This window comes from Thalassobacterium maritimum (genome assembly GCF_031127805.1).
GTDB classification, from domain to species: Bacteria; Verrucomicrobiota; Verrucomicrobiia; order Opitutales; family Coraliomargaritaceae; genus Thalassobacterium; species Thalassobacterium maritimum.
The window spans coordinates 1-19663 of sequence record NZ_JARXHW010000042.1; the positions used below are offsets into that span (position 1 = coordinate 1).

General features: G+C 52.7%; 17 protein-coding genes. 9 read left to right on the forward strand and 8 right to left on the reverse strand.

Going from position 1 to position 19663, the window contains the following annotated elements:
- Window positions 1-257: transposase (locus QEH52_RS14960; RefSeq protein WP_308949290.1), on the reverse strand; the 257-nt coding region annotated here is incomplete at its 3' end.
- Window positions 258-381: 124 nt separating this feature from the next.
- Between QEH52_RS14960 and rph the strand changes: the two genes are divergently transcribed.
- Entirely contained in the window at window positions 382-1140 is a 759-nt protein-coding gene (gene rph, locus QEH52_RS14965; protein WP_308951524.1) for a ribonuclease PH, read from the forward strand.
- 10 nt (window positions 1141-1150) lie between these two features.
- Here the strand turns inward: rph and QEH52_RS14970 are convergent, their stop codons facing one another.
- The 3 genes from QEH52_RS14970 to QEH52_RS14980 form a co-directional block, all read right to left on the reverse strand.
- Window positions 1151-4132, reverse strand: coding sequence for a hypothetical protein (locus QEH52_RS14970; protein WP_308951525.1), 2982 nt, complete (start codon window positions 4130-4132; stop codon window positions 1151-1153).
- Between the two features lie 65 nt (window positions 4133-4197).
- Window positions 4198-4767 carry an NUDIX hydrolase gene (locus tag QEH52_RS14975; RefSeq protein WP_308951527.1) on the reverse strand — a complete coding sequence of 190 codons (570 nt, stop codon included), beginning with the start codon at window positions 4765-4767 and terminating at the stop codon, window positions 4198-4200.
- Window positions 4767-5432 carry a LysM peptidoglycan-binding domain-containing protein gene (locus QEH52_RS14980; protein ID WP_308951529.1) on the reverse strand — a complete coding sequence of 222 codons (666 nt, stop codon included), beginning with the start codon at window positions 5430-5432 and terminating at the stop codon, window positions 4767-4769. Before QEH52_RS14980 ends, QEH52_RS14975 begins: the two co-directional genes overlap by 1 nt.
- 118 nt (window positions 5433-5550) lie before the next feature.
- Here QEH52_RS14980 and QEH52_RS14985 point away from each other — a divergent pair, with 118 nt between their 5' ends.
- The 8 genes from QEH52_RS14985 (at window position 5551) to QEH52_RS15020 (ending at window position 13678) form a co-directional block, all read left to right on the forward strand.
- Window positions 5551-6264, forward strand: a complete 714-nt coding sequence (locus QEH52_RS14985; RefSeq protein WP_308951531.1) for a TVP38/TMEM64 family protein — start codon at window positions 5551-5553, stop codon at window positions 6262-6264.
- Window positions 6254-7609: an exodeoxyribonuclease VII large subunit gene (gene xseA / locus QEH52_RS14990; RefSeq protein WP_308951533.1), complete on the forward strand. Its 1356-nt coding sequence runs from the start codon at window positions 6254-6256 to the stop codon at window positions 7607-7609. The genes QEH52_RS14985 and xseA overlap by 11 nt, the downstream gene beginning before the upstream one ends.
- 70 nt (window positions 7610-7679) lie before the next feature.
- Entirely contained in the window at window positions 7680-7988 is a 309-nt protein-coding gene (locus tag QEH52_RS14995; protein ID WP_308951534.1) for a hypothetical protein, read from the forward strand.
- 690 nt (window positions 7989-8678) lie between these two features.
- A complete protein-coding gene (locus QEH52_RS15000; RefSeq protein WP_308951535.1) occupies window positions 8679-9218 on the forward strand; it encodes a hypothetical protein in 540 nt (179 codons plus the stop codon).
- Between the two features lie 40 nt (window positions 9219-9258).
- Window positions 9259-9645: a DUF3568 family protein gene (locus tag QEH52_RS15005; RefSeq protein WP_308951536.1), complete on the forward strand. Its 387-nt coding sequence runs from the start codon at window positions 9259-9261 to the stop codon at window positions 9643-9645.
- Between the two features lie 101 nt (window positions 9646-9746).
- Complete coding sequence (locus QEH52_RS15010; RefSeq protein WP_308951538.1) at window positions 9747-10727, forward strand: adenosine kinase; 981 nt, start codon at window positions 9747-9749, stop codon at window positions 10725-10727.
- Between the two features lie 17 nt (window positions 10728-10744).
- Complete coding sequence (locus tag QEH52_RS15015) at window positions 10745-12016, forward strand: glutamate-5-semialdehyde dehydrogenase (protein ID WP_308951540.1); 1272 nt, start codon at window positions 10745-10747, stop codon at window positions 12014-12016.
- Between the two features lie 9 nt (window positions 12017-12025).
- Window positions 12026-13678, forward strand: coding sequence for an ArnT family glycosyltransferase (locus QEH52_RS15020; RefSeq protein ID WP_308951541.1), 1653 nt, complete (start codon window positions 12026-12028; stop codon window positions 13676-13678).
- An 8-nt stretch (window positions 13679-13686) separates the two neighbouring features.
- On the opposite strand, the gene mraY is transcribed toward QEH52_RS15020, so the two are convergent.
- From mraY to QEH52_RS15040, 4 genes are all read right to left on the reverse strand, one after another.
- Window positions 13687-14787 (reverse strand): phospho-N-acetylmuramoyl-pentapeptide-transferase, encoded by a 1101-nt coding sequence (gene mraY, locus QEH52_RS15025; protein WP_308951542.1) that lies wholly within the window; start codon window positions 14785-14787, stop codon window positions 13687-13689.
- Between the two features lie 124 nt (window positions 14788-14911).
- Entirely contained in the window at window positions 14912-16285 is a 1374-nt protein-coding gene (locus QEH52_RS15030) for a UDP-N-acetylmuramoyl-tripeptide--D-alanyl-D-alanine ligase (protein WP_308951543.1), read from the reverse strand.
- Window positions 16286-16288: 3 nt separating this feature from the next.
- The gene (locus QEH52_RS15035) at window positions 16289-17764 is read right to left on the reverse strand and encodes a UDP-N-acetylmuramoyl-L-alanyl-D-glutamate--2,6-diaminopimelate ligase (RefSeq protein ID WP_308951545.1); all 1476 of its coding nucleotides are present in this window, start codon (window positions 17762-17764) and stop codon (window positions 16289-16291) included.
- 84 nt (window positions 17765-17848) lie between these two features.
- Complete coding sequence (locus tag QEH52_RS15040) at window positions 17849-19663, reverse strand: peptidoglycan D,D-transpeptidase FtsI family protein (RefSeq protein ID WP_308951546.1); 1815 nt, start codon at window positions 19661-19663, stop codon at window positions 17849-17851.

Consider the following 19663-nt stretch of genomic DNA (forward strand, 5'->3'; position numbering starts at 1 on the left):
TACAGCACCTGATAGCGGCGCATCAATTCAGCATCATCCACCTGCTGACGATCCGGCACACGCAAGAGCACGTGAAAGTGATTCGACATCACACAATAGGTCAGCACCTGCACCCCGCAAAAATCAGCCACCTGCCAGATCATCTTACGCAACATCTCCTTCTCACGATCCTGGAACAAGCGCTCCCCATTCACCACCCGCGTCATGCAATGATACACCGCATCCTGCCCATGAACCTTTTTGCGACGAACCTTCATACACCCCACTACCATCGGCATTCTCTTAACTAAGTCAACCTAAATCTTATAGCCTGGTTATTAATATGGAAGGAACTGTGCTTATTGATTGAAAAGCCAGGGCATCGCGAACTAGATGCTTCTCATGACAGATACTCTAGCACCTTTTGCGCGGCCTGATGGTCGCGCTGTTGACCAACTTCGTCCGATTTCTTTTGAAACTGGTATTGCTCCACACGCGCTGGGCTCAGTTTTGGTGAGCTTTGAAAAAACGCGTGTGATTTGCGCGGCTTCAGTGGACGAGCGTGTGCCTGGCTGGATGCGAGCGCAAAAAGTTGAAGGTGGTTGGATGACTGCGGAGTATTCGATGCTGCCCTATAGCACACTGGACCGTAAGCAGCGTGATATTAGTCGCGGCAAGGCAGACGGTCGCACCATCGAAATTCAACGTCTGATCGGACGTTCGCTACGTGCGGTCTTTGATCTCAAAAAATTGACAGGCAAGACGATTTGGATCGACTGCGATGTGCTGCAGGCCGACGGTGGCACGCGCACGGCCTCAATTACGGGCGCTTATGTGGCGGCACAGATCGCAGTGCAAAAGTTAATTGCGGACGGCAAACTGAATGAGAATCCGTTTGTTGATTCCGTGGCGGCGGTCTCTGTGGGTGTTTTCCAAAATACGCCGATTCTGGACCTGAACTACGTAGAGGATAAGGACGCCACAGTGGATGCGAACCTTGTGATGACTGGCTCTGGTAAATACGTGGAGGTCCAGAGCTCGGGCGAAGAGGCGACTTTTGATCGCGCTGAAATGAACACTTTGCTCGATCTAGGCGCTAAGGGCATCGCAGAAATCAATCTGCTGCAAGAAGCGGCAATCGCTGAAGGCTTGAAGGCCTAGACGCTGAGCACTAGCCGAATACAGAGTTGAGCAAATCGAGGCCCATCTCGATATCTTTGCGGCGTTTTTCATCTTTGCTTTTCTCTTTTTCTTTGGGCTCTGTATTGAGCTGCTCTCCTTCGGCTGGCTGCGCTGAATTTGTATCCGAAGCGGGCGATGTCTGCTGGCCTTGACTCAGTGCGCGACGTGCCGCGTTGTTGAGCAAATTCTTAAGAGCGCTGGTGTTGGGGTCTCCAAGGCTACCACTGATATTGATGTCTTGATTCCACTGACGGAAACCATCGGCATCGGTATTGGAACTAAGCAGCTGCAAGGTTTCGAGATAGTCAATTAGGCGTCCTTTGGCGCCGAGCCCCAGCGTGAGCTCAAGAGGCTGGCTCAAAACTTCACTTAAACTACTGGCGGCAATGACGCCTGCCCCATTAATTAGAAGATTATCGCCGACAAAGCTGAGTTCAGGAATGCGCACCTTCTTGTCCTGCTCGCGACTTAACTGGAGTGTGAAGTTCGAAAATCGCATATTTTTGAAGTAAGGCACTGCTTCGGCCATGGCGGTAATGCCAGGGCGATCGAGACTTTGCCCCAAGATGCTGGCACCGATGAGACCGAGTTGACTACGCTCATCGAGCTCGAATGCAGTCAGCACGCCCTCACGACCAGTCACGAGTAGATCAGCCGCAGAATCTTCTAAGGCGGCTTCGAGGCTCGCCCCGCTGCCAGTCAACTTGAAATTACCATCAAAGAGTCCTTGAACCGGGAAGCTACCAGAACTTTTCTTAGAAAAAATGGCCGGATCGATGTCCTTAAAGCTCAATTCAGTGCGCAACTGATAGGCTTGCGCCGCCACGCGGGGATCGAAGACAACCTGAGCCTGACCGCTCAAATTGCCCCCCTCAAGTGTTGCTGCGAGATCGCTCAGTTCGAGCAGAGCCTCAGTGATCTTGGCTTGTGCATTCAACCCAGTAATGGTCTGGCCAGAATCTAGTGTCAGCGAGTCGATTAGTATTGTCACTTCGCCATCAAGATCGGCCCATGGAGGAGGACCTGCAACTTGCGCCAAGCGACTGTCGTCAACTGGTGCCTCACTCATGCCTATAGAGGATACGCTCGTCGCGGCTGTGCGATCAGTCCCCTTGGCGATATCGTCAGACTGCTGCATGCTCGTAGTTGTCGTAACATCGGACTGCAGTGCAGCCATCAGTAAGTCAAGATCGGCCTGCAGAACCTTCGGACCTGTCAGTTGCAGCTTAAACGGCAAGGGTAGTAATTCTGGGTTGGCTTGGCCGTCCAACTGAATGTTCGTGCTGGGGCGGCTTTCCGAGCCAGCCTGAAAACTGGACTCGACCGAATAGTCACCGGCATTTGATTGCTTCAGTTGCGCCACGAAGCGGTAATCTTGCTGCGCCCCGGGGAGCTCACGAGCACGCAAGCCAGTGATCATTACTTTAATTTGAGCGGGATATTCGGCCGTACCATTCACATCAAAATTCACCTGGGCCTGACCTGCGAGCACGCTGCCGACACCTGCCAGTGCAGGCTGCTGCAGTAGGTCGGCAAGCCCCAGTTCGAAACTAGCTTCGGCTTGGATACCTGCAAGCGGTGTAGCATCTAAACTCGAATTTGCTAGCCCACTCTGCCTGCCACGTAGACTGCCACGAATTATCGCGCCATAACGGTCGAGCAGTTGAAAGTCGCCTAGATCATAATGCAGAGTTTGATCTGCTTCGACACGGATCACTGGATTCATGCGTATGCTCACTTCCTGCAAAAGCGCTTGTGGGCCCTGAGCGAGTGAAAGAGGCCCCAATTGTAGCGGTGCCATTAGTTTACCCTGCAGCGCACCATCGCTCTCCCCTGACAAGACAATCTGTGTCGATACGGGAGCTCCGGTAATTTGTATTCCATTGCTCAACCAAGGATTCACCCAAGCAAGCGGTAATTCGATCAGTTCGACCTGCATCAACTCGCCAGTAAATTTTTGCTCTGCACCCAGCGTGAGGCTTTGCTTTAAATTGACCGTAGCAACGGAGCGCCCATTGGCAGTGGCGTCGAGGTCTGCAGTTTTCAATACTAGCGCACTCCCTTTCGCAGAGCCCTGTAGCTCACCTTGCAAAGAGAGGCCTTGTAGAGCAATCAGCTCGGGCGCAAACAGTTCCGGATGCGGCAACTCCGCATTAAAGCTCAGCGCAACATTGGCAGATTCCTCGAAGCCGTTGATCGTCAATTCGAGGGTCTGTGAAACTGCCAGTAAGCTGTCTCCATTAGCATCGGAACCCAAAGTCTGCGAATCCAAGTTAATTTGCTCAAAGCCACCCGATTCTTTCTGAGTAAAGCTAAGGCGCATATTGGAACTGAAATTCTTGAGCCCCCCTTGTAGTGCTTGCTGCGACTCGAGCTGGAGTGTCGCAGACATCTGCGTGCTCTGTCCCGGAGCGATGGCGTCGGATTGCAGTTCAAAGGTATAACGATTTCTAGAAGCATCGATTAAGGCGCCATTAATTTGAATCGAATCGATATCAAACAGCAGCTCAAGCTCCCCCATTTCATACAATACATCGGTCGGGGCCCCTGCCTGTTCTGCGGACGAGTCGGATGTTTCGCGAGGCGCTGGTATATGGCTGGACGTAGGCTCCACTGCTGTGACTTCACCCTCCGCAGATGACGTCACGACTTCTGGCAACCTGACCACCAGCCCATCGACTTCCAAACCGCGCAATCTGATGGTATTGTCAAAAAGCGCCGCCATGAGCGAGAATTCCCCCCGGAGGTGTTCCAATTTTGCGCGACTGCCATCGGACAACTGCAAATTAAGATTTGTCAATTCCAGACTGCGAGTGCTCACCTTCACAAACTGAACGGAGCTGCCCTCGGGCAGTTGACTCTCAACCAGCCGCTTTTGAAAGGCGGGACGCGTGACGACCACATAGCCCGCAAGTGCAGCTACAACGGCTAGGACCAAGAGAACAAGAAAAATGCGAATGAGGGTTTTCATAGTATGCAGAGTTAACTGCGTGCACTATATCCGCTATTCCCGAATGCGCAAGGTTCCTCAGCGATCTAATCGGCTTTATCTAACTGGTAAAACAAGAGAGCATTGAGTGCCAAGGCATGCCCAATACGACACTCACGTGCCCATTGCATAACAGTGGTTTCGGGCAAAGCGCGCACCTCGATTTCCTCATGTTCATCCCAGTCCGTACCACTCACACTGAGCTCCACTTCCTCGGCCAACACGATGTGGCAAAAGTTATTCAAGATCGCAGGATTCGGGCGAGCATGTCCGATCAAGCGACCACTCTTGGCGACATAGCCCGTCTCCTCCTGCAGTTCACGCAGACCTGCAGTGACCACATCTTCACCGGGATCAATGATGCCCCCGGGCAACTCCCACGAGAGTTCGTCCGAGCCCCAACGAAATTGCCGGATCAGCACCAGCTCGCCCGCAAGCGTTCGGGCGACCACGATCACCCAATCCCTAGAATCGAGATAGTAAAAATCGCCCTCTTTGCCAGTATTAGGGTGACGGTAGCGACGCTCGCGCAAGTCCCAAACTCGGCAAGCATTGAGCAGGCGATCGTTGACGATCTCCCAGCGTGGCGGCTCTTGGCCAGACGAATGGGCAGCCATCAGTTTGACGGAATGTTAATTTCTTGGCCGATGCGTAAACGACGCGGATCCGCATCTGGATTGGCTTCGAGCAAAGCATCTAAGCTCACACCTTTGAGACTCGCAATTTTACCAAAAGTATCTCCCGACTGTATTTGATAAACCGACGCAGACGCAGACGCAGACGCAGACGCGGACGAAGACGCCGACGCCGGCGAATTGGAGTTCGCGGCCTGAGTCGTCACCGACGAGGAAACCACACTCGGCCTCGCTGAGCTGGCCGCAGCTGTGGACGTAGTAGGCGCCACTGTGCGCACGCCAGCGCTCGCCAATTCACTCATTTTCTGAGCGAGCTTAATGAGTTCCCCACGATTGGACTCCACACCAGAGCCCGCTTGATTGGCTAGGCGCAGCGTTTGCGAGCTTTCACGGCCAAGGCGCTGAATAGTCTCTTTCAGCTTCACATTCTGAGCGGCCAATTCGGCAATGCGCGTGTCTAGAGTAGAAAGTTGCTTATCGATACGAGCGGCCGCACTACTGCCCTCATCCACCGACTCCATGAGCGGAGTGATACGCTGATTAGCATTTAGCCCAAAATAAAGGCCCGCCCCCCCCAGAAGAATGGCGAGTAAAGCAAGTGCAAGTGGCACCATTGAGGCACCTGTAGATTCATGATCGTCTTCCATAAAAAACGCAGGCTAAGTGCTTTCGAGCCAGTGGCAAGCCAGCGTTGCAGGCCAGATTCGCGATGAACAACAGCTACGGAGATACGATTGACATCGCGCTACGACAAAAATCTAGACGGTGAGTGTAAAACCCTACAAGGTGCGCCGGATGGCAAATCCCTCCGAGCACACACGTAGACTGCGGCGCAATCTCGCGCTGCTGTTGATCCCTGCAGCCTTCTCGGCATTAGCGGTGTATTTACTTTGGCACAGCCATCCCGATCGCGAATATTGGCTGGATTTGCTGCAACAAGGCCGTGACTTTCTGGAAGCCAACCCATGGGCTCTGATTGCCTTACTGGCCACAATGCCAGGAATCGGCTTCCCAATCAGCCCGGTGCTAATACTATTCGGTATCGTGCTAGCCCCCGAGTATGGCTTACTCGTCACCCTGGCATTGGCGATCGGCGCGCAAAGTCTCTGCACTACGTGGACCTATGCACTGGCAGCCGGCCCCTTGCGCGAGCTACTCACACGCTATGTGCTGCGCCACCGCGAACTGCCGGAAATGAGCGAAAGCAACGCAGTACGCTTAGGATTCATCATGCGACTCACTCCCGGCATTCCCTACGCGCTGCAAAACATCGTTTTGGGCATACTCGGCATGCGCTTACGCCCCTACCTACTGGTTTCGATCCCGACAACCAGTATTTGGACGGTGGGCTTCGTAGTGACAGGTGGCGCCATTTTCAAAGGTCAAATTGGGTGGGCCATTACTGGAATCGCTGTATTAATTGTGCTGGTTCTTGCCACACGCATGTGGAATCGCAAAAATTCTGCCAATGTTGAATAATTTACTTCCCCCCACAGCCGACCAAGTGCTCAAAGTCACAGCACTCACACGCCTGATTAAAGGTCAACTGGAAGAAAATTTCTCGCGCGTCTGGGTGCAGGGCGAGATTTCGAACCTGCGCAAGCAAAGCTCGGGACACATCTACTTCTCACTCAAAGACGCGGGCAGCCAACTCCCCTGCGCTCTCTTCGCACGCGATGCGGCCCGTCAAGATTTCGAACTCAAGGATGGCATGGAGGTGCAACTACTCGGCGACATTTCTGTCTTCGAGCCGCACGGACGCTACCAATTGATCGCCAAAGTCGCCATCCAAAGCGGTCAAGGACGCCTGCAAATGGAATTTGAACGGCTCAAGCGCAAACTGGCAGCCGAGGGACTCTTTGACGCTGAGCGCAAACAAGCGCTGCCCGCCCTACCGCGCAAGATCGCAGTGATTACTTCCCCCACCGGTGCAGCCGTGCGCGATTTTTTACGAATTCTCCGCCGCCGCGAGTTCGCGGGCGAAATCGTGATCTTGCCCTCAAAAGTTCAGGGCCAGGGCACCGCACAAGAGGTCACTAACATGCTAGAGTATGCCGGCGCCAGCCAAGGCTTCGATTTAGTAGTCCTGACCCGAGGCGGCGGCAGCATCGAAGACCTCTGGGCATTTAATAAAGAGCAAGTAGCTCGCGCAGTCGCTGACTGTCCAATCCCCGTCATATCGGCCATTGGTCACGAAATCGACACGGTGCTCACTGACTATGCTGCCGATCAACGCGCCGAAACCCCATCCGGCGCAGCCGAATTGATCTCCTCACTTTACATCGAAGCACGCGCGCGCTACGAAGATGCACGCAGCGATTTAAACACGTGGGTGGATCATTATATTTCCGAAAAGAAGACCCAGCTGCGCGAACTCGACGCCCAGATGCGAATCATCGCTCCCGATCGTAAGGTGCAGCACTTCGGGATGCAGTTGGACGACTTAGAAAACCGCCTTAGCCGCAACTTGTCGCGACGGATCACCAACGAGCAGCAAGCACTCGCCCGCTACGCCCAACGGATCGCGGAGCAACACCCCAAGACCAGACTCGGCATCGCCGATCAACATTTAACCAATTCTGCCCGCCGTCTCAAGCGCGCCACAGCGCAGGCTACGGCTCAAAAAAAGGAAAAACTCGAAGCCCTACAGCACCGCCTCGACAACGGCAGCCTACAAGCGAGCCTACAACGCGGCTATGCCGTCGTTCAAAACAGTAAGGGCAAGATTATCGATCGCGCCGCACTAGCCGAGAAAGAGCCCACACTTAAAGCGCGTTTTATCGATGGCGAAATTCAGCTGCGAACAGAGCCCCACAATAAATAAGCGATCCTAAACTACAATATACGAGAATCACTTGATAGTAACATTTGTCATAATCATGTATTATGCTTAAATGCCTGCATCCAACAGTAGATTAAGCCTAGGCTTCGAGTCAGACTTCGGAGGCTTCCGAGTTGAGCCGAACCCAGAGACAGAAAACATTTACAACCTCAGCTACTACACGACGAGTAACGAACAGATCGAGCTAGAAAAATACTGCTCGATCAGCGACGCCGTTTCTGCCGTCGCACAACAGCAGACTGGCTGTGCTGCATGGGACCAACTACCCCCCGAACAAGTGCCACCACGGGTCCACAATCTGGCAAGTTGGAATTTTTCACAAAAAGAAGGAACATTCCCCCGCGCCGCATGTTCCCAATAAGCATAGATATTTTTTCATTGAGTTAGTTAGGGGTTATTAGGTTAGTGAAAGGCTCGCTTCCGAGAAATTGGAGGCGGGCCTTATTCATATTTAGACAGCGCAAAAGCACCACCTCGCATAAGAATAGACTTTGCCTACGAGTTAAAAGCTGCAAACTAAAAGTCCCCGATTACTATGAGCGATGATTCTAAAGACAGCCCGCCCGCCAAGCTGACGCTCTCGCGCGACCTAAAGACAAAAGTTTCTAAATCTCAAGCAGACACCGGAGCTAATTCAAATACGGCCAAAGCGCTTCCAGCGATGAAGCTGAGGCGCATGTCTGACATAGCACAGACAACTGATACAGCAAATGCTGGCACTGGATCAACAGACACAAGGATCGTGCCGCCCACAAAGCCCGAGCCAAGTCCTGCGGCCGAACCACCGCAGCCAGCCAAAGCCAAATTCGACCCAAAAAATCCTTTCGGTGGCAAAACTGCGAAAGCAAGTGTAATACAAAGCAACGAGATAAAAGATCCAGACAGTCCCACACCGACAAGGCCAAGCCCTCCTCCACCACATACACGGTCTCAAAACCCAAGTTCCACGAAATCATCGGTATCTGCTGCGCATATAGAGGAGGTCATTCACTCTCTAGACAAAGAAAAAGCGCCTAAAACCCAAAGGAGCAGTATGCTGCCGAGTATCGTTATGATCCTGATACTGCTGCTGGTATTAGGCGGTGCTGGCTTCGGCTTATGGAAGGTTCTGCTAGCTTCGAACGACACGGAGAACAATTCAGGCTCCACAACAAACAGCACTGCCACCGCCTTACCAGCGAAGCCAAAGTCCAACACTCCCATACAAAAAGCGAAAGCGACGATCGCCAAAGTTCCAGAGACTGACTTGGCAGCGATCATAGGCGATCTTCCGCCTACGCCGGATCGCAACACAGCCAAACCAGCGAACATCCAGCAAAGCACGCCTTATGAAGTGCTGCCAGAGCAGCCCAGGCTCCCGGCCTCCAATCAATTGATCGAAGCCGACAAACAAGCAGCTTCAAGTTTTCTCTCGAACATTCATATTGGCGGAGTCCGGACAGGAGAGCGGCCCATCATTATTTTAGATGGCGAACGCTATAACGTAGACGACGTTGTGCACGTAGAAACTGATCTAAAATTCCATGGTTTACGCGACGGCCGGCTTGCGTTTCGGGACCGAAACGGAATCGTATATCTTAAAAGCTTCTGATTGCACTCTCAGTAAAATCACTTACAAAGCTTACTAACTTATGAAATCAACACTCATTACACTCCTCGCAATCTGCGCCATGATCGTAACTGGCTGCACAACACCCGTAGCGATCGACCCTCAAACAGGGCAAGAGCAACTCGCCGAATACCGCGCCGGCTACCTCTATGCACCACTGGATGCACCGATTCGGACAATTTTCAAAACAGCCATTCGTGAAATCGACTCGATGGGCTATTTCCGCACAGGCGAACTGCACAAAGAAACCGCCATCAGCATCTACGCACGTAAAGTCGGCGACGAAAAAATCACCATTCGTATCCGCCAAACGGCCGAAGGTCAGGCAGAAATCCGCATTCGCGTGGGTAAGCTTGGCGACCTCGCTGAGTCACAAAGCATTTACGCACGTATCCGCGACGCACTATAACCGCGTCACCGAGCCCTCCTCTGCGAGACTGGCAGACCGCCCCTCCTCTCGGAGCGGCGGTTTTTCTTTTTGTCACAGATACCCAGAGTCAGCAACACAGCATGAAAGAAACATTTACTATCATCGGAATCGGCAGTCCTATCGTCGATGCCATCGCCTTGGTTGAAGAGTCATTTATCGCACAAGTCGACGGTGATAAAGGCGGCATGGTGCTCGTCGACGCACCCACGATTTCGGGGCTCATAGAGCGCCTACCACAAGCCGCAACCGCCGCGCCGGGTGGCTCCGCGGGCAATACACTCTTTGCCCTCGCTCGCATGGGTGCAGCCACCCGTTTCTTGGGTAAGACTGGCAACTGTCCGCAAGGTCAATTTTACCGCGACCGCTTTGCCCAACTCGGCGGCGACAGCTCCCGCTTTAAAATTGGCCAAGTGCCCAATGGCCGCTGCCTCTCGCTGGTCACCCCCGATGGAGAGCGCACGATGCGCACCGATCTCGGCGCCGCCATGACACTCGCCCCTGAAGAGATTTCAGCAGCCGACTTTACAGGTTGCCAGCATGCACACATCGAAGGCTATTTACTCTTCAACGAAGCACTGATGCGCCGCGTGCTCGAGTCCGCCAAAGAGGCGGGCTGTAGCATCAGCCTCGATCTGGCGAGTTTTGAAGTCGTCAACGCCACAAAAAGCATACTGCCCGAACTGTTGAAAGAATATGTCGATATCATCTTCGCGAATGAAGAAGAAGCTAGCGTCTACACGGGCATTAGCGACGACTACCCCGCAATGGCAATCCAGCTGGCCGAGTTGTGCGACATCGCCGCCGTCAAAGTCGGCGCCCACGGTTCCTACGTGGCCCATGCCGGCAAGGTGGACAAAATCGAGCCCATGCACGCCGCCAATGTCATCGACACCACCGGCGCCGGCGACCTCTGGGCAGCGGGCTTCCTCTACGGTTGGTCCCTCCAGCGCCCACTCACAGAATGTGCACACATTGGGTCTATTCTGGGTGCCGCCGTCGTACAAGAACAAGGCAGCGTCCTTCCCGAACATATCTGGCAAGATATACTCGCGAACATTTAAATTTATCTGTTTTCAAAATGACTACCGATCCAATCACAGAACTCGTCGTCGACATCGCCAAGCGCGCCCGTACCGCTTCGCTCGAACTCGCAGCACTCGACACGGAAACTAAGAACCGCTTTCTCAACGATCTGGCCGAACGTCTGGTCGCCGAAACTGACGCAATTCTAGCAGCCAATGCACAGGACCTAGAGAACGCCAAGAGCTCGGGTCTATCACAGCCCATGACTGAACGTCTTAGTTTTACCCCCGAGCGTATCAAAGCGATGGCCGAAGGCGTGCGCCAAGTCGCCCAACTACCCGACCCTGTTGGCATTGAGATTGAACGTCTCAGTCCGCCCAAAGGCTTTGATCTACGCAAAGTACGTGTGCCAATCGGTGTGATTGGCATCATTTACGAATCACGCCCCAATGTAACCATCGACTGCGCGATCTTATGTCTAAAGTCAGGTAACGCCTCCATCTTACGTGGTGGCAAGGAAGCCTTCCACAGTAACATGAAACTGGCTGAGATTATTCAAGCAACTCTGCGGGCCAATGACATCCACGAAGATGCGGTCCAATTCATCCCCACCACCGACCGTGCGGCGCTCAACGTGCTGCTCAAACAAGATGACACCATTCACTGCATCATTCCCCGCGGCGGAGAGAGCTTGATCCGTTTTACAGTCGAGAACAGCCGTATCCCCGTGATAAAGCACTACACCGGCGTCTGCTCTGTGTATATTGATGCCGCAGCCGATGCCGACATGGCCGAGAACATTTTGATCAATTCAAAATGCCAACGCCCCAGCGTGTGTAACTCTGCGGAAAACCTAATCGTGCACCAAGATGCTGCTGCGCAACTGCCTCGTTTGGCCAAAGCGCTGCATGACCATGGGGTGGAACTACGTGTCGACACCCACGCAAAAGCCTTGTTACAAGCCAGTGGCTTGCCTCTCGTCGATGCCAGCGCCGAAGACTTCGCGACCGAATATACCGACCTAATCATCTCCATTGCCATCGTGGCTGACATCAAGTCCGCCATCGAGTTGATCAATGCCAACAGCTCAGGTCACACCGAAAGCATCGTGACCGACGACGCGGCGGCGGCACAGAAATTCCTAACTGCAGTCGATTCCGCAGCCGTCTTTCATAATGCCTCCACTCGCTTCTCGGATGGCTTCGAATTCGGACTCGGCGCTGAGATCGGAATTTCCACCGACCGCTTACACGCGCGTGGCCCCATGGGTCTAAACGAGCTGTGCACCTATAAGTATATTATCAACGGCACTGGCGAAACCCGCTAATACAACGGCATGAAAAGCAGCAGTGGATACAGTACCCTCCTTCTACCAGGACAGCTCCGGCTCATTCTCGCGATCTCCCTAGTGCACATTGTGGTATGGTTCTCCTATTACAGTCAGCTTCCTGCGGGGCAATACCTCGGCACAGAAGCCCGCGACACATTAGAAGCCGCACAAGCACTCGCCATAGGTCTGCCCACGCAAGACTCCGCACATACTCTCTATACATACATACTCTCCTTCCTCGCACGTTTTTTCGAAAGCGATCAGAACTTAATTACCGCAGCTCGTGTTCTGAATGCCAGTGCACTCATTTTAACGACGGGGTATTGCGCCTCAGCAGCGGGGCGCTATTGGCGCCGTAATCGTACAGTCTGGATAGCGGGCTTACTTGTAGGCCTAAATCCGGTTTTAGTCTTTTGGGCAGGCCAAATCAGCCCCAGCCTACTCGCCACAGCTTGTATTAGCATCGCCCTCTGGCGTGCGCAGCGTTGGCTGCGACGCCCCAAAATTCGCGATAGCATAGGCGTATCCATTTTTCTAACACTATCAGCCGCACTGGAAACTAGTCTACTACCTCTAACTTTGATATGGCCTGTGTTAGCCTATTTCTACCCGTATCGCAAACGTGTACAGCATTGCACGCTCGCCTGGTTACCCACCGCTCTATTACTTGGACTCATTTTAGTCTCTAGCTGGCAGCTAGAAAGCCCGCTTCAATGGCATTTCAAGCAAATTGGCGTTGGTATTTATCAAGCGCTAGGAAACCTCGAAGGCTATGATGGTAAAAGCTTTGCACTCTACCGAGAACTGCACCTAATTCTACTCTTCAACCCGATTCACTGGGGGCTACTATTCATATTGGCAGGCATGGGGATGTATGCCCGCCTCAAGGATGGGCATCGCGGTGACTATATTCTACTAGCAATTAGCACACTCGCAATTTTCGCGATCAGCAGTGGGCTCAACGAAGCCGGCAGCCAAGCGCGCGCCACCATGATTCCACTACTCGCAATCTTTGCGTCTGGAGCCTCCATGCTGCCTAAAATCTGGCGAAAAGCCAGCACGCGCACACGACGTAAAATACAAGTTGGAGTCGTGTTACTCGCACTATTTGTATATGCGGGGCACTTCCTTCAAGACCAATCTCAAACCTGGGAGCGCGATTACACTTATCTAGCCGAAGCCAATATACAACTGGGCAATAACGACCGCGCCACCACATGGGCAGAAAAAGCTCTCGAGCTCTCGCCTGCCAATCAGAAGATGCAGGAGGTGATCGCCATGGCCCAGTTCAATGATTGGGCTATGGGCACGCGCCAGCGCGGCCTGCTTATCGAAGACATCCAAGACTATTTAAAAAATAGCCAAGTTCAGGAAGCCACTGCCACGACGCAAACGATCTACGCCATATACAAGTATAAGCTACGCGACCTAGAAGCTGCTGTAACGATTTGGGAACTTCAGCAGGAGAACAGTGCACTCGCCCGTCTATGCCTCTATTGGACCGGCCAGATACTCGAAGTTACGCCCGGGCAACTCAAGTCCCACACCGGGCAGCCCTACTACGATCTACTCAAAGCAGCCACCAAAGTCGACCGCAATGAGCTCGACTACGGCAAAACTGAAAAGCAACTCGATAACATTCTCGCCTTTGCCTACTAGGCCGCAGCTTAACGCAATTTAAGCGTCGCAAGACCCACCATCGCGAAAATCAGTGAGAGTATCCAAAAGCGAATCACTACCTTATTTTCGTGCCAGCCCTTGAGCTCAAAATGGTGGTGAATAGGTGACATGCGAAAAATGCGTTTGCCACGCAGCTTGAAGGAGCCGACTTGCAAGATGACCGATCCCGCTTCCATCACAAAAATCCCGCCCACGATAATCAAGGTAAAGGGTTGATGTACCATGAATGCAATCACACCGATCAAGCCGCCCAACGCAAGTGAGCCGGTATCGCCCATAAATACCTCGGCCGGGTGACAATTGTACCAAAGAAAGGCGAGGCTCGCACCTAATAAAGCCGCACACACAACCGCCAACTCACCGACACCAGGAATGAAGCTGATGAAGAGGTAATCTGATATAATTGCATTCCCTGCCGCATAAGCCATGATAGCAAAGGCTAAAGCAACGGTCACTGTGCAACCGATCGCAAGGCCATCCACTCCATCGGTCAAATTGATCGCATTGCTAGAGCCAGCCAAGATAAGAAATAAAAAGGGTGCCAGCATGAAGATCGACATTTGAGAAATGACCACATCTTTATAGAACGGCGCCCAGAGCTCGCGCATCTTAGCCGCAGAGTCCGGCGAGCTCAACAAAAGCAGTAGTGCGATACCAGTCAGCACGGCCTGACCAAGTAATTTCCAACGGCCTGGCAGACCTTTGCTATTGGCCTTGGAGACTTTCAAATAGTCATCCAAAAAACCAATCACCGTCAGCCCAAGATAAATAATGAGCGCCGTATAGACATAGACATTGGGCTTGGCCCAGAGCACCGCGCTGGTGACCACCGAGATACAAATCATGAGGCCCCCCATAGTAGGCGTTTGCGCCTTACTCGCATGCAATTCAGCCAGCGCTCCGACTTCGTCCTTGCCGCGAAAAGCTTGCTTAGCTCGCAGCTCACGCAGCTTCATAAAAATCAATGGCCCGATTATAAAACCGATTCCCATCGCGGTGATACCGGCAAAAGCGGCTCGTAACGTCAGATAGCGAAAAAGACGCAACGGACCAAAGATAATTTCAAAATCGGCAAGATAAGAGAGCATTGTTTAGAATTAGGAATTAAGAATTAAGAAAAATTGAAAACTAGGAACTTGAAAACCGAGCGTGAGAAGACCAAGCCTGTGGTCTCAAGATGCCCCGCAGAACGCCAGTGAAACCTTGTAGCCTTTACGAATTGCAAATCTGAGGCGGCAGCAGCGTTTCCAATTGATAGCTGCGGCTGCCCTTGAGAAAGATGGCTCCGGCAAATGGAGCAACGCTGGATTTTATTTTTTCGATCTCCGTAACGCATTGCATTTGAGCCTCCGACGTGCCTGCCGCCAATGCACCGGCTTGGTAAGCTTGCGTCAACGAATCGGGCCCAACGAAAACGATACGATCTTGTGGGCGCAGCTGCAGGATGCGCCCAATGCGTTGGTGCTGCTCCTCTGCGCTCGCACCCAATTCATTCATAGCGCCTAGAATATAGAAATGTGCGACCTTTGACGGCGCACTATGCTGAAATGCCTCCAATGCATCGGCCATTGAGGCAGGGTTGGCATTATAACAGTCGATATAGAAAATTTGTTCTCCGATACGCTCGATGCGGCCACGATTCCCCTGTGGACGCCAAGCCTCCATGCGCTCTTGAATGATAGATTCGGCGACGCCAAGTTGGCGAGCCGCCACGATGGCGAGCGCGGCATTGCTCGCAATACCGCGACTCGCGCTAGCGATACGATAGCTACGATCGCCCAAACTAAGTTCCTGCACGCATTCCAACCTACGAATCGAATATCGCACACTTTCGCGAGGCACGACCACAGGCTGCTGCGCCCCCTCCGGCAAGAGTGCTATCGCACGGCTGGCGAGTTGCGCGTAGGCAGGATATTCCAATGCCTCGGCAGGCAAAATGATCGGCGAATCGGCCACGGCGCATTGAGCTAATAAAGATTTTTCCGCGGCGACATGCTCCAAACTACCTAATAATTCAAGATGAGCAGGTCCAATATTAGTCAGCAAATTTAGGTCGGCTTGTATCATTTGCCCCAGCGCTTGCATTTCATCAGGTTGATTGATCCCCGCCTCGATCACCGCGTAATCTTGCTGGCTGGCGTCGAGCCCGAAGAGCGTCATGGGCACACCAATACGGTTATTCCAATTCCCAGCGGTCGCGTGTGTGCGAGCCTCCCCCAATAGACAGCGCAACATCTCCTTCGTCGATGTTTTGCCACAACTTCCAGTCACCGCAACGACAGGGGACCTAAATTTCGACCGCCAGGCCGCAGCGATCGCCGCCAGCGCGCACAATGAATCGCTGACTTGTAGCTGCGGCAAAGCAATCGGCTTGGCGCTTTCCACGATTGCCGCGATTGCCCCCCCCTTCGCTGCCTGCTCAATAAAGTCGTGCCCATCGCGAGCACCGCCACTCAAAGCGACAAAACATTGCCCTGACTGAATCTGACGCGCATCAAAGCAAAAACCCACGATGTCTTGCTGCGGCGCATTGAGCCAAGTGCCTCCCGACCATTCGGCCATTTTGCGTGGTTCAAACGAAGGCATAACTCAGCAAAAATCCTTCATCCGGATCAAATCGCGTGCGACATGGCGATCATCAAAGGGAATCACAGTACCATCGAATTCTTGATACGTTTCATGGCCCTTGCCAGCGATCAGCACACAATCGCCAGTCTGCGCCAAATCCAGGGCCAACGAGATCGCATGCTTGCGATCGTTGACATAGTGCGCAGCTTCACTCCCTGCAGCCTCTCGCATATCGGCAAAGATTTGCTCAATCGACTCTGTGCGCGGATTGTCCGATGTCACAAAAACCTCGTCCGCTCCATCGAGTGCAGCCCGCAGCATGGGTGCCCGCTTACTACGATCACGATCCCCCCCGCAACCTAGAATAACAATTAGACGCCCCGAAGTAATCTCACGCAGCATAGAACAAGCATGCACTACAGCATCATCCGTGTGTGCATAATCCACTAAAACATTAAAGTTCTGCCCTTCGTCGATACGCTCCATGCGGCCAGGCACTCCTGGAAAAGAGGCAACACGTTTCAAAATAGATTCGATCCCATGCCCCTTGGCACGCGCAATAGCCAATGCGGCTAATAGATTGCTAGCATTATAACGGCCGAGCAATGGCGATGTAACCCTTGCTTGCCCCTCTGGCCACGTCAGCCGAAACTCGGTGCCATCAGGTAAAAGTGAAACTTCCTCGGCGCGCACCAGCGCGTCCTCTGCCTCAATGCCGAAAGTCGTCACATCTACCCCTGCTGGTAACTCAGTCAATAAACGTCGGCCATAAGAGCAGTCTACGTTGATCACAGCGGCACGAGGGCAACGCCCCGTTTCCCCGGTGAAGAGACGCTTTTTAACTTCGTAGTACGACTCCATCGATTTGTGATAGTCGATATGATCCTGCGTAAGATTCAAAAAAGCTGCCACATCCACTTCCACTCCGTAAGTACGCATCTGATCTACTCCATGTGAGCTGACTTCCATCACAGCTTCGCGACATCCATTTGCCACCATTTGCGAGAGCAAAGCATACACATCCACCGACTCTGGCGTAGTGCGAAAAGATGGTAAAGTGCGCTTACCAAGATCGTAACGGATCGTGCCCAACAGTCCGACCACATCTTGCCCACCGATCAAATGTTGCGTGAGCATTGAAACCGTAGTTTTGCCATTTGTTCCGGTGATACCCGTAATCCCCAACTTCGCATCTGGCGCATCATAAAACTGCCGCGAAACTAGCGATAGCGCCTTGCGCACATCCACCACCTGCACGTAATCAATCGGAAAATGCTGCCCTAAGTCCTCTTCCGTAATGACCGCCACAGCCCCACGATCGACGGCTTCTTCCACGAACAAATTCCCATCGGTGCGCAAGCCTCCAATCGCAAAGAACAGCGCCCCAGGCACAACTCGACGACTATCGGTAATCAAGCTGGAAACCGGGCTATCTTCGCGCAGCTGGCGACGAACCACATCGATGCTTCCTAAGAGCTGACTTAATTTGGGATTCATAATCGAAAGTTGAAATCATGGAGCAAAGCTACTGGTAATCGAAGCGTCTGTGACAGCCGCCGAAACGAAGCAAAAAATATTCTACTAATTAGAAAATCGTCCCGTTTGATCATAAATTGAAGGTTCTAGATTTACAAAAGAGGCATCGGACCTCGCAGGACGAATTCCAAGATACGCAATACAAGCTTCAGCGATATTACGAAAAGCAGGTGCTGCCACCGAGCCTCCATAGCCCACGCCACTGGACTGCGGATCATCCACTACGACCGTAATGACTAAGGCTGGATTTTTTGCAGGAAAGAAACCGCTAAATGAAGCCACGTGATGGCGGCGCGAATACTGGCCATTTATAATTTTCTGCGTCGTGCCAGTCTTGCCGGCCACATCATAATTCTCAATACTGGCGCGCCGCGCGGTGCCTTGATCGCCTACCACATCTGACAGCATAGCCGCTACCGTGTGCGCAACTTCTGTCGAGATGACACGACGTTTCGCCTTCGGCTTAAAGCGAACGACCTCTTGACCATTCTCGTCAAAAACACGCTTAGCCAGCATCGGCTCCATCAACACACCCTGATTGGCAATCACAGATGTTGCAGAATGTACCTGCATCGGCGTCGCACTCACGGCATGCCCCATTGGCATACGTGTGATCGTGAGCCCATCCCAATTGCGAGGCTCATGAAGTGTGCCCGTAATTTCTCCTCCGAGTGCACAACCAGTCGTTTCACCAAAGCCGAAACTCGCCGCGTAATCATAAAGCCGCTTCTCCCCGAGCAATAAACCCAAATGAGCCGCACCTCGGTTGCTGGATTTCATTACAATATCATGCACAGATAAGCTGTCATATATATGGTGATCATCTGGCAACGAAAGTGTCCGCCCCTTATAGCTGACACGTTTGACACCTGTCTGAAAGACATCATCCGCATGCACCAAACCTTCGTTTAGAGCTGCAGCAGCTGGCACGATCTTAAATGTGGAGCCTGGTTCGAAGACATCTGTCAAGGCACGGTTACGTTGCGAACTGATCGGATATTTCTCCGTATTATAAAACTCGTTGGGGTCGTAGCTCGGATAGTTCGCCATCGCAAGCACAGCACCGGTTGCCGGTTGGCTAACAATGACACTGATCCCTTGAGGATCATACTCTTGCGCAAGGCGGGTAATTTCGGCCTCCACAATATGTTGTACCATTTGGTCGATGGTCAGCTCGACATTAAGCCCCTCGGTCGGCTCCACTTCACGCTCACGATATTGTGCCAGCTCGTGGCGCTTACCATCACGCTCAGTTTCACGCCAGCCATCTTGCCCACGCAAATAATAATCGAAGTAACGCTCAATCCCCGTCACTGGCGTCTCCTCCTTATTCACATAACCAAGCACATGAGCAGCCAACTGACCGGCAGGGTATGCACGCGAATGGCTTTGATTCCCATAAATAGCGCGGACACCAAGTGCTTGTACAGCATCATGTGTGGCTTCATCTACATCTTTGGCCAAAACGGCCCAACGAATGAGACGAATCTCCTTACTGTCAGCCGACACTTTCCGTGTTTTCTGAGCCAATTTCGCTTCAATCTCGTTCAGCGGGACGCCTAAGATACGAGCCAGCTCAGGCAACTTTTCCAAGTCAGTGTCACGGATCGACTGTGGATCGACTCCGATATTGTAAGTCGTGCGCGTCGTCGCAAGTAGGTTGCCCCGTGTATCCACAATATTACCACGGCGCGCTTCCACAACTTTGACCATCTTACGATTGCCTTCAACAAACTCAAGCAACTCGGCTTGATCCCAGACGTGCAGATAGAATAAGCGCCCCAGCAAAACGCAGAAAGCACAAGCCACTGCTAGAGCGATCAGCGTAGATCGCCCACTGGATACGAAGGCCTTACTCAT

What these genes read in the sequence shown, in the direction of transcription:
- mraY (WP_308951542.1), bottom strand. Translation starts at nt 14,787, where the DNA reads ATGCTCTCTTATCTTGCCGATTTTGAAATTATCTTTGGTCCGTTGCGT.
- QEH52_RS15040 (WP_308951546.1), bottom strand. Translation starts at nt 19,663, where the DNA reads ATGAGTAAGGCCTTCGTATCCAGTGGGCGATCTACGCTGATCGCTCTA.
- QEH52_RS14980 (WP_308951529.1), bottom strand. Translation starts at nt 5,432, where the DNA reads ATGGAAGACGATCATGAATCTACAGGTGCCTCAATGGTGCCACTTGCA.
- QEH52_RS15000 (WP_308951535.1), top strand. Translation starts at nt 8,679, where the DNA reads ATGATCCTGATACTGCTGCTGGTATTAGGCGGTGCTGGCTTCGGCTTA.
- QEH52_RS15005 (WP_308951536.1), top strand. Translation starts at nt 9,259, where the DNA reads ATGAAATCAACACTCATTACACTCCTCGCAATCTGCGCCATGATCGTA.
- rph (WP_308951524.1), top strand. Translation starts at nt 382, where the DNA reads ATGACAGATACTCTAGCACCTTTTGCGCGGCCTGATGGTCGCGCTGTT.
- QEH52_RS14975 (WP_308951527.1), bottom strand. Translation starts at nt 4,767, where the DNA reads ATGGCTGCCCATTCGTCTGGCCAAGAGCCGCCACGCTGGGAGATCGTC.
- QEH52_RS15015 (WP_308951540.1), top strand. Translation starts at nt 10,745, where the DNA reads ATGACTACCGATCCAATCACAGAACTCGTCGTCGACATCGCCAAGCGC.
- QEH52_RS15020 (WP_308951541.1), top strand. Translation starts at nt 12,026, where the DNA reads ATGAAAAGCAGCAGTGGATACAGTACCCTCCTTCTACCAGGACAGCTC.
- xseA (WP_308951533.1), top strand. Translation starts at nt 6,254, where the DNA reads ATGTTGAATAATTTACTTCCCCCCACAGCCGACCAAGTGCTCAAAGTC.
- QEH52_RS14970 (WP_308951525.1), bottom strand. Translation starts at nt 4,132, where the DNA reads ATGAAAACCCTCATTCGCATTTTTCTTGTTCTCTTGGTCCTAGCCGTT.
- QEH52_RS15030 (WP_308951543.1), bottom strand. Translation starts at nt 16,285, where the DNA reads ATGCCTTCGTTTGAACCACGCAAAATGGCCGAATGGTCGGGAGGCACT.
- QEH52_RS15010 (WP_308951538.1), top strand. Translation starts at nt 9,747, where the DNA reads ATGAAAGAAACATTTACTATCATCGGAATCGGCAGTCCTATCGTCGAT.
- QEH52_RS14995 (WP_308951534.1), top strand. Translation starts at nt 7,680, where the DNA reads ATGCCTGCATCCAACAGTAGATTAAGCCTAGGCTTCGAGTCAGACTTC.
- QEH52_RS15035 (WP_308951545.1), bottom strand. Translation starts at nt 17,764, where the DNA reads ATGAATCCCAAATTAAGTCAGCTCTTAGGAAGCATCGATGTGGTTCGT.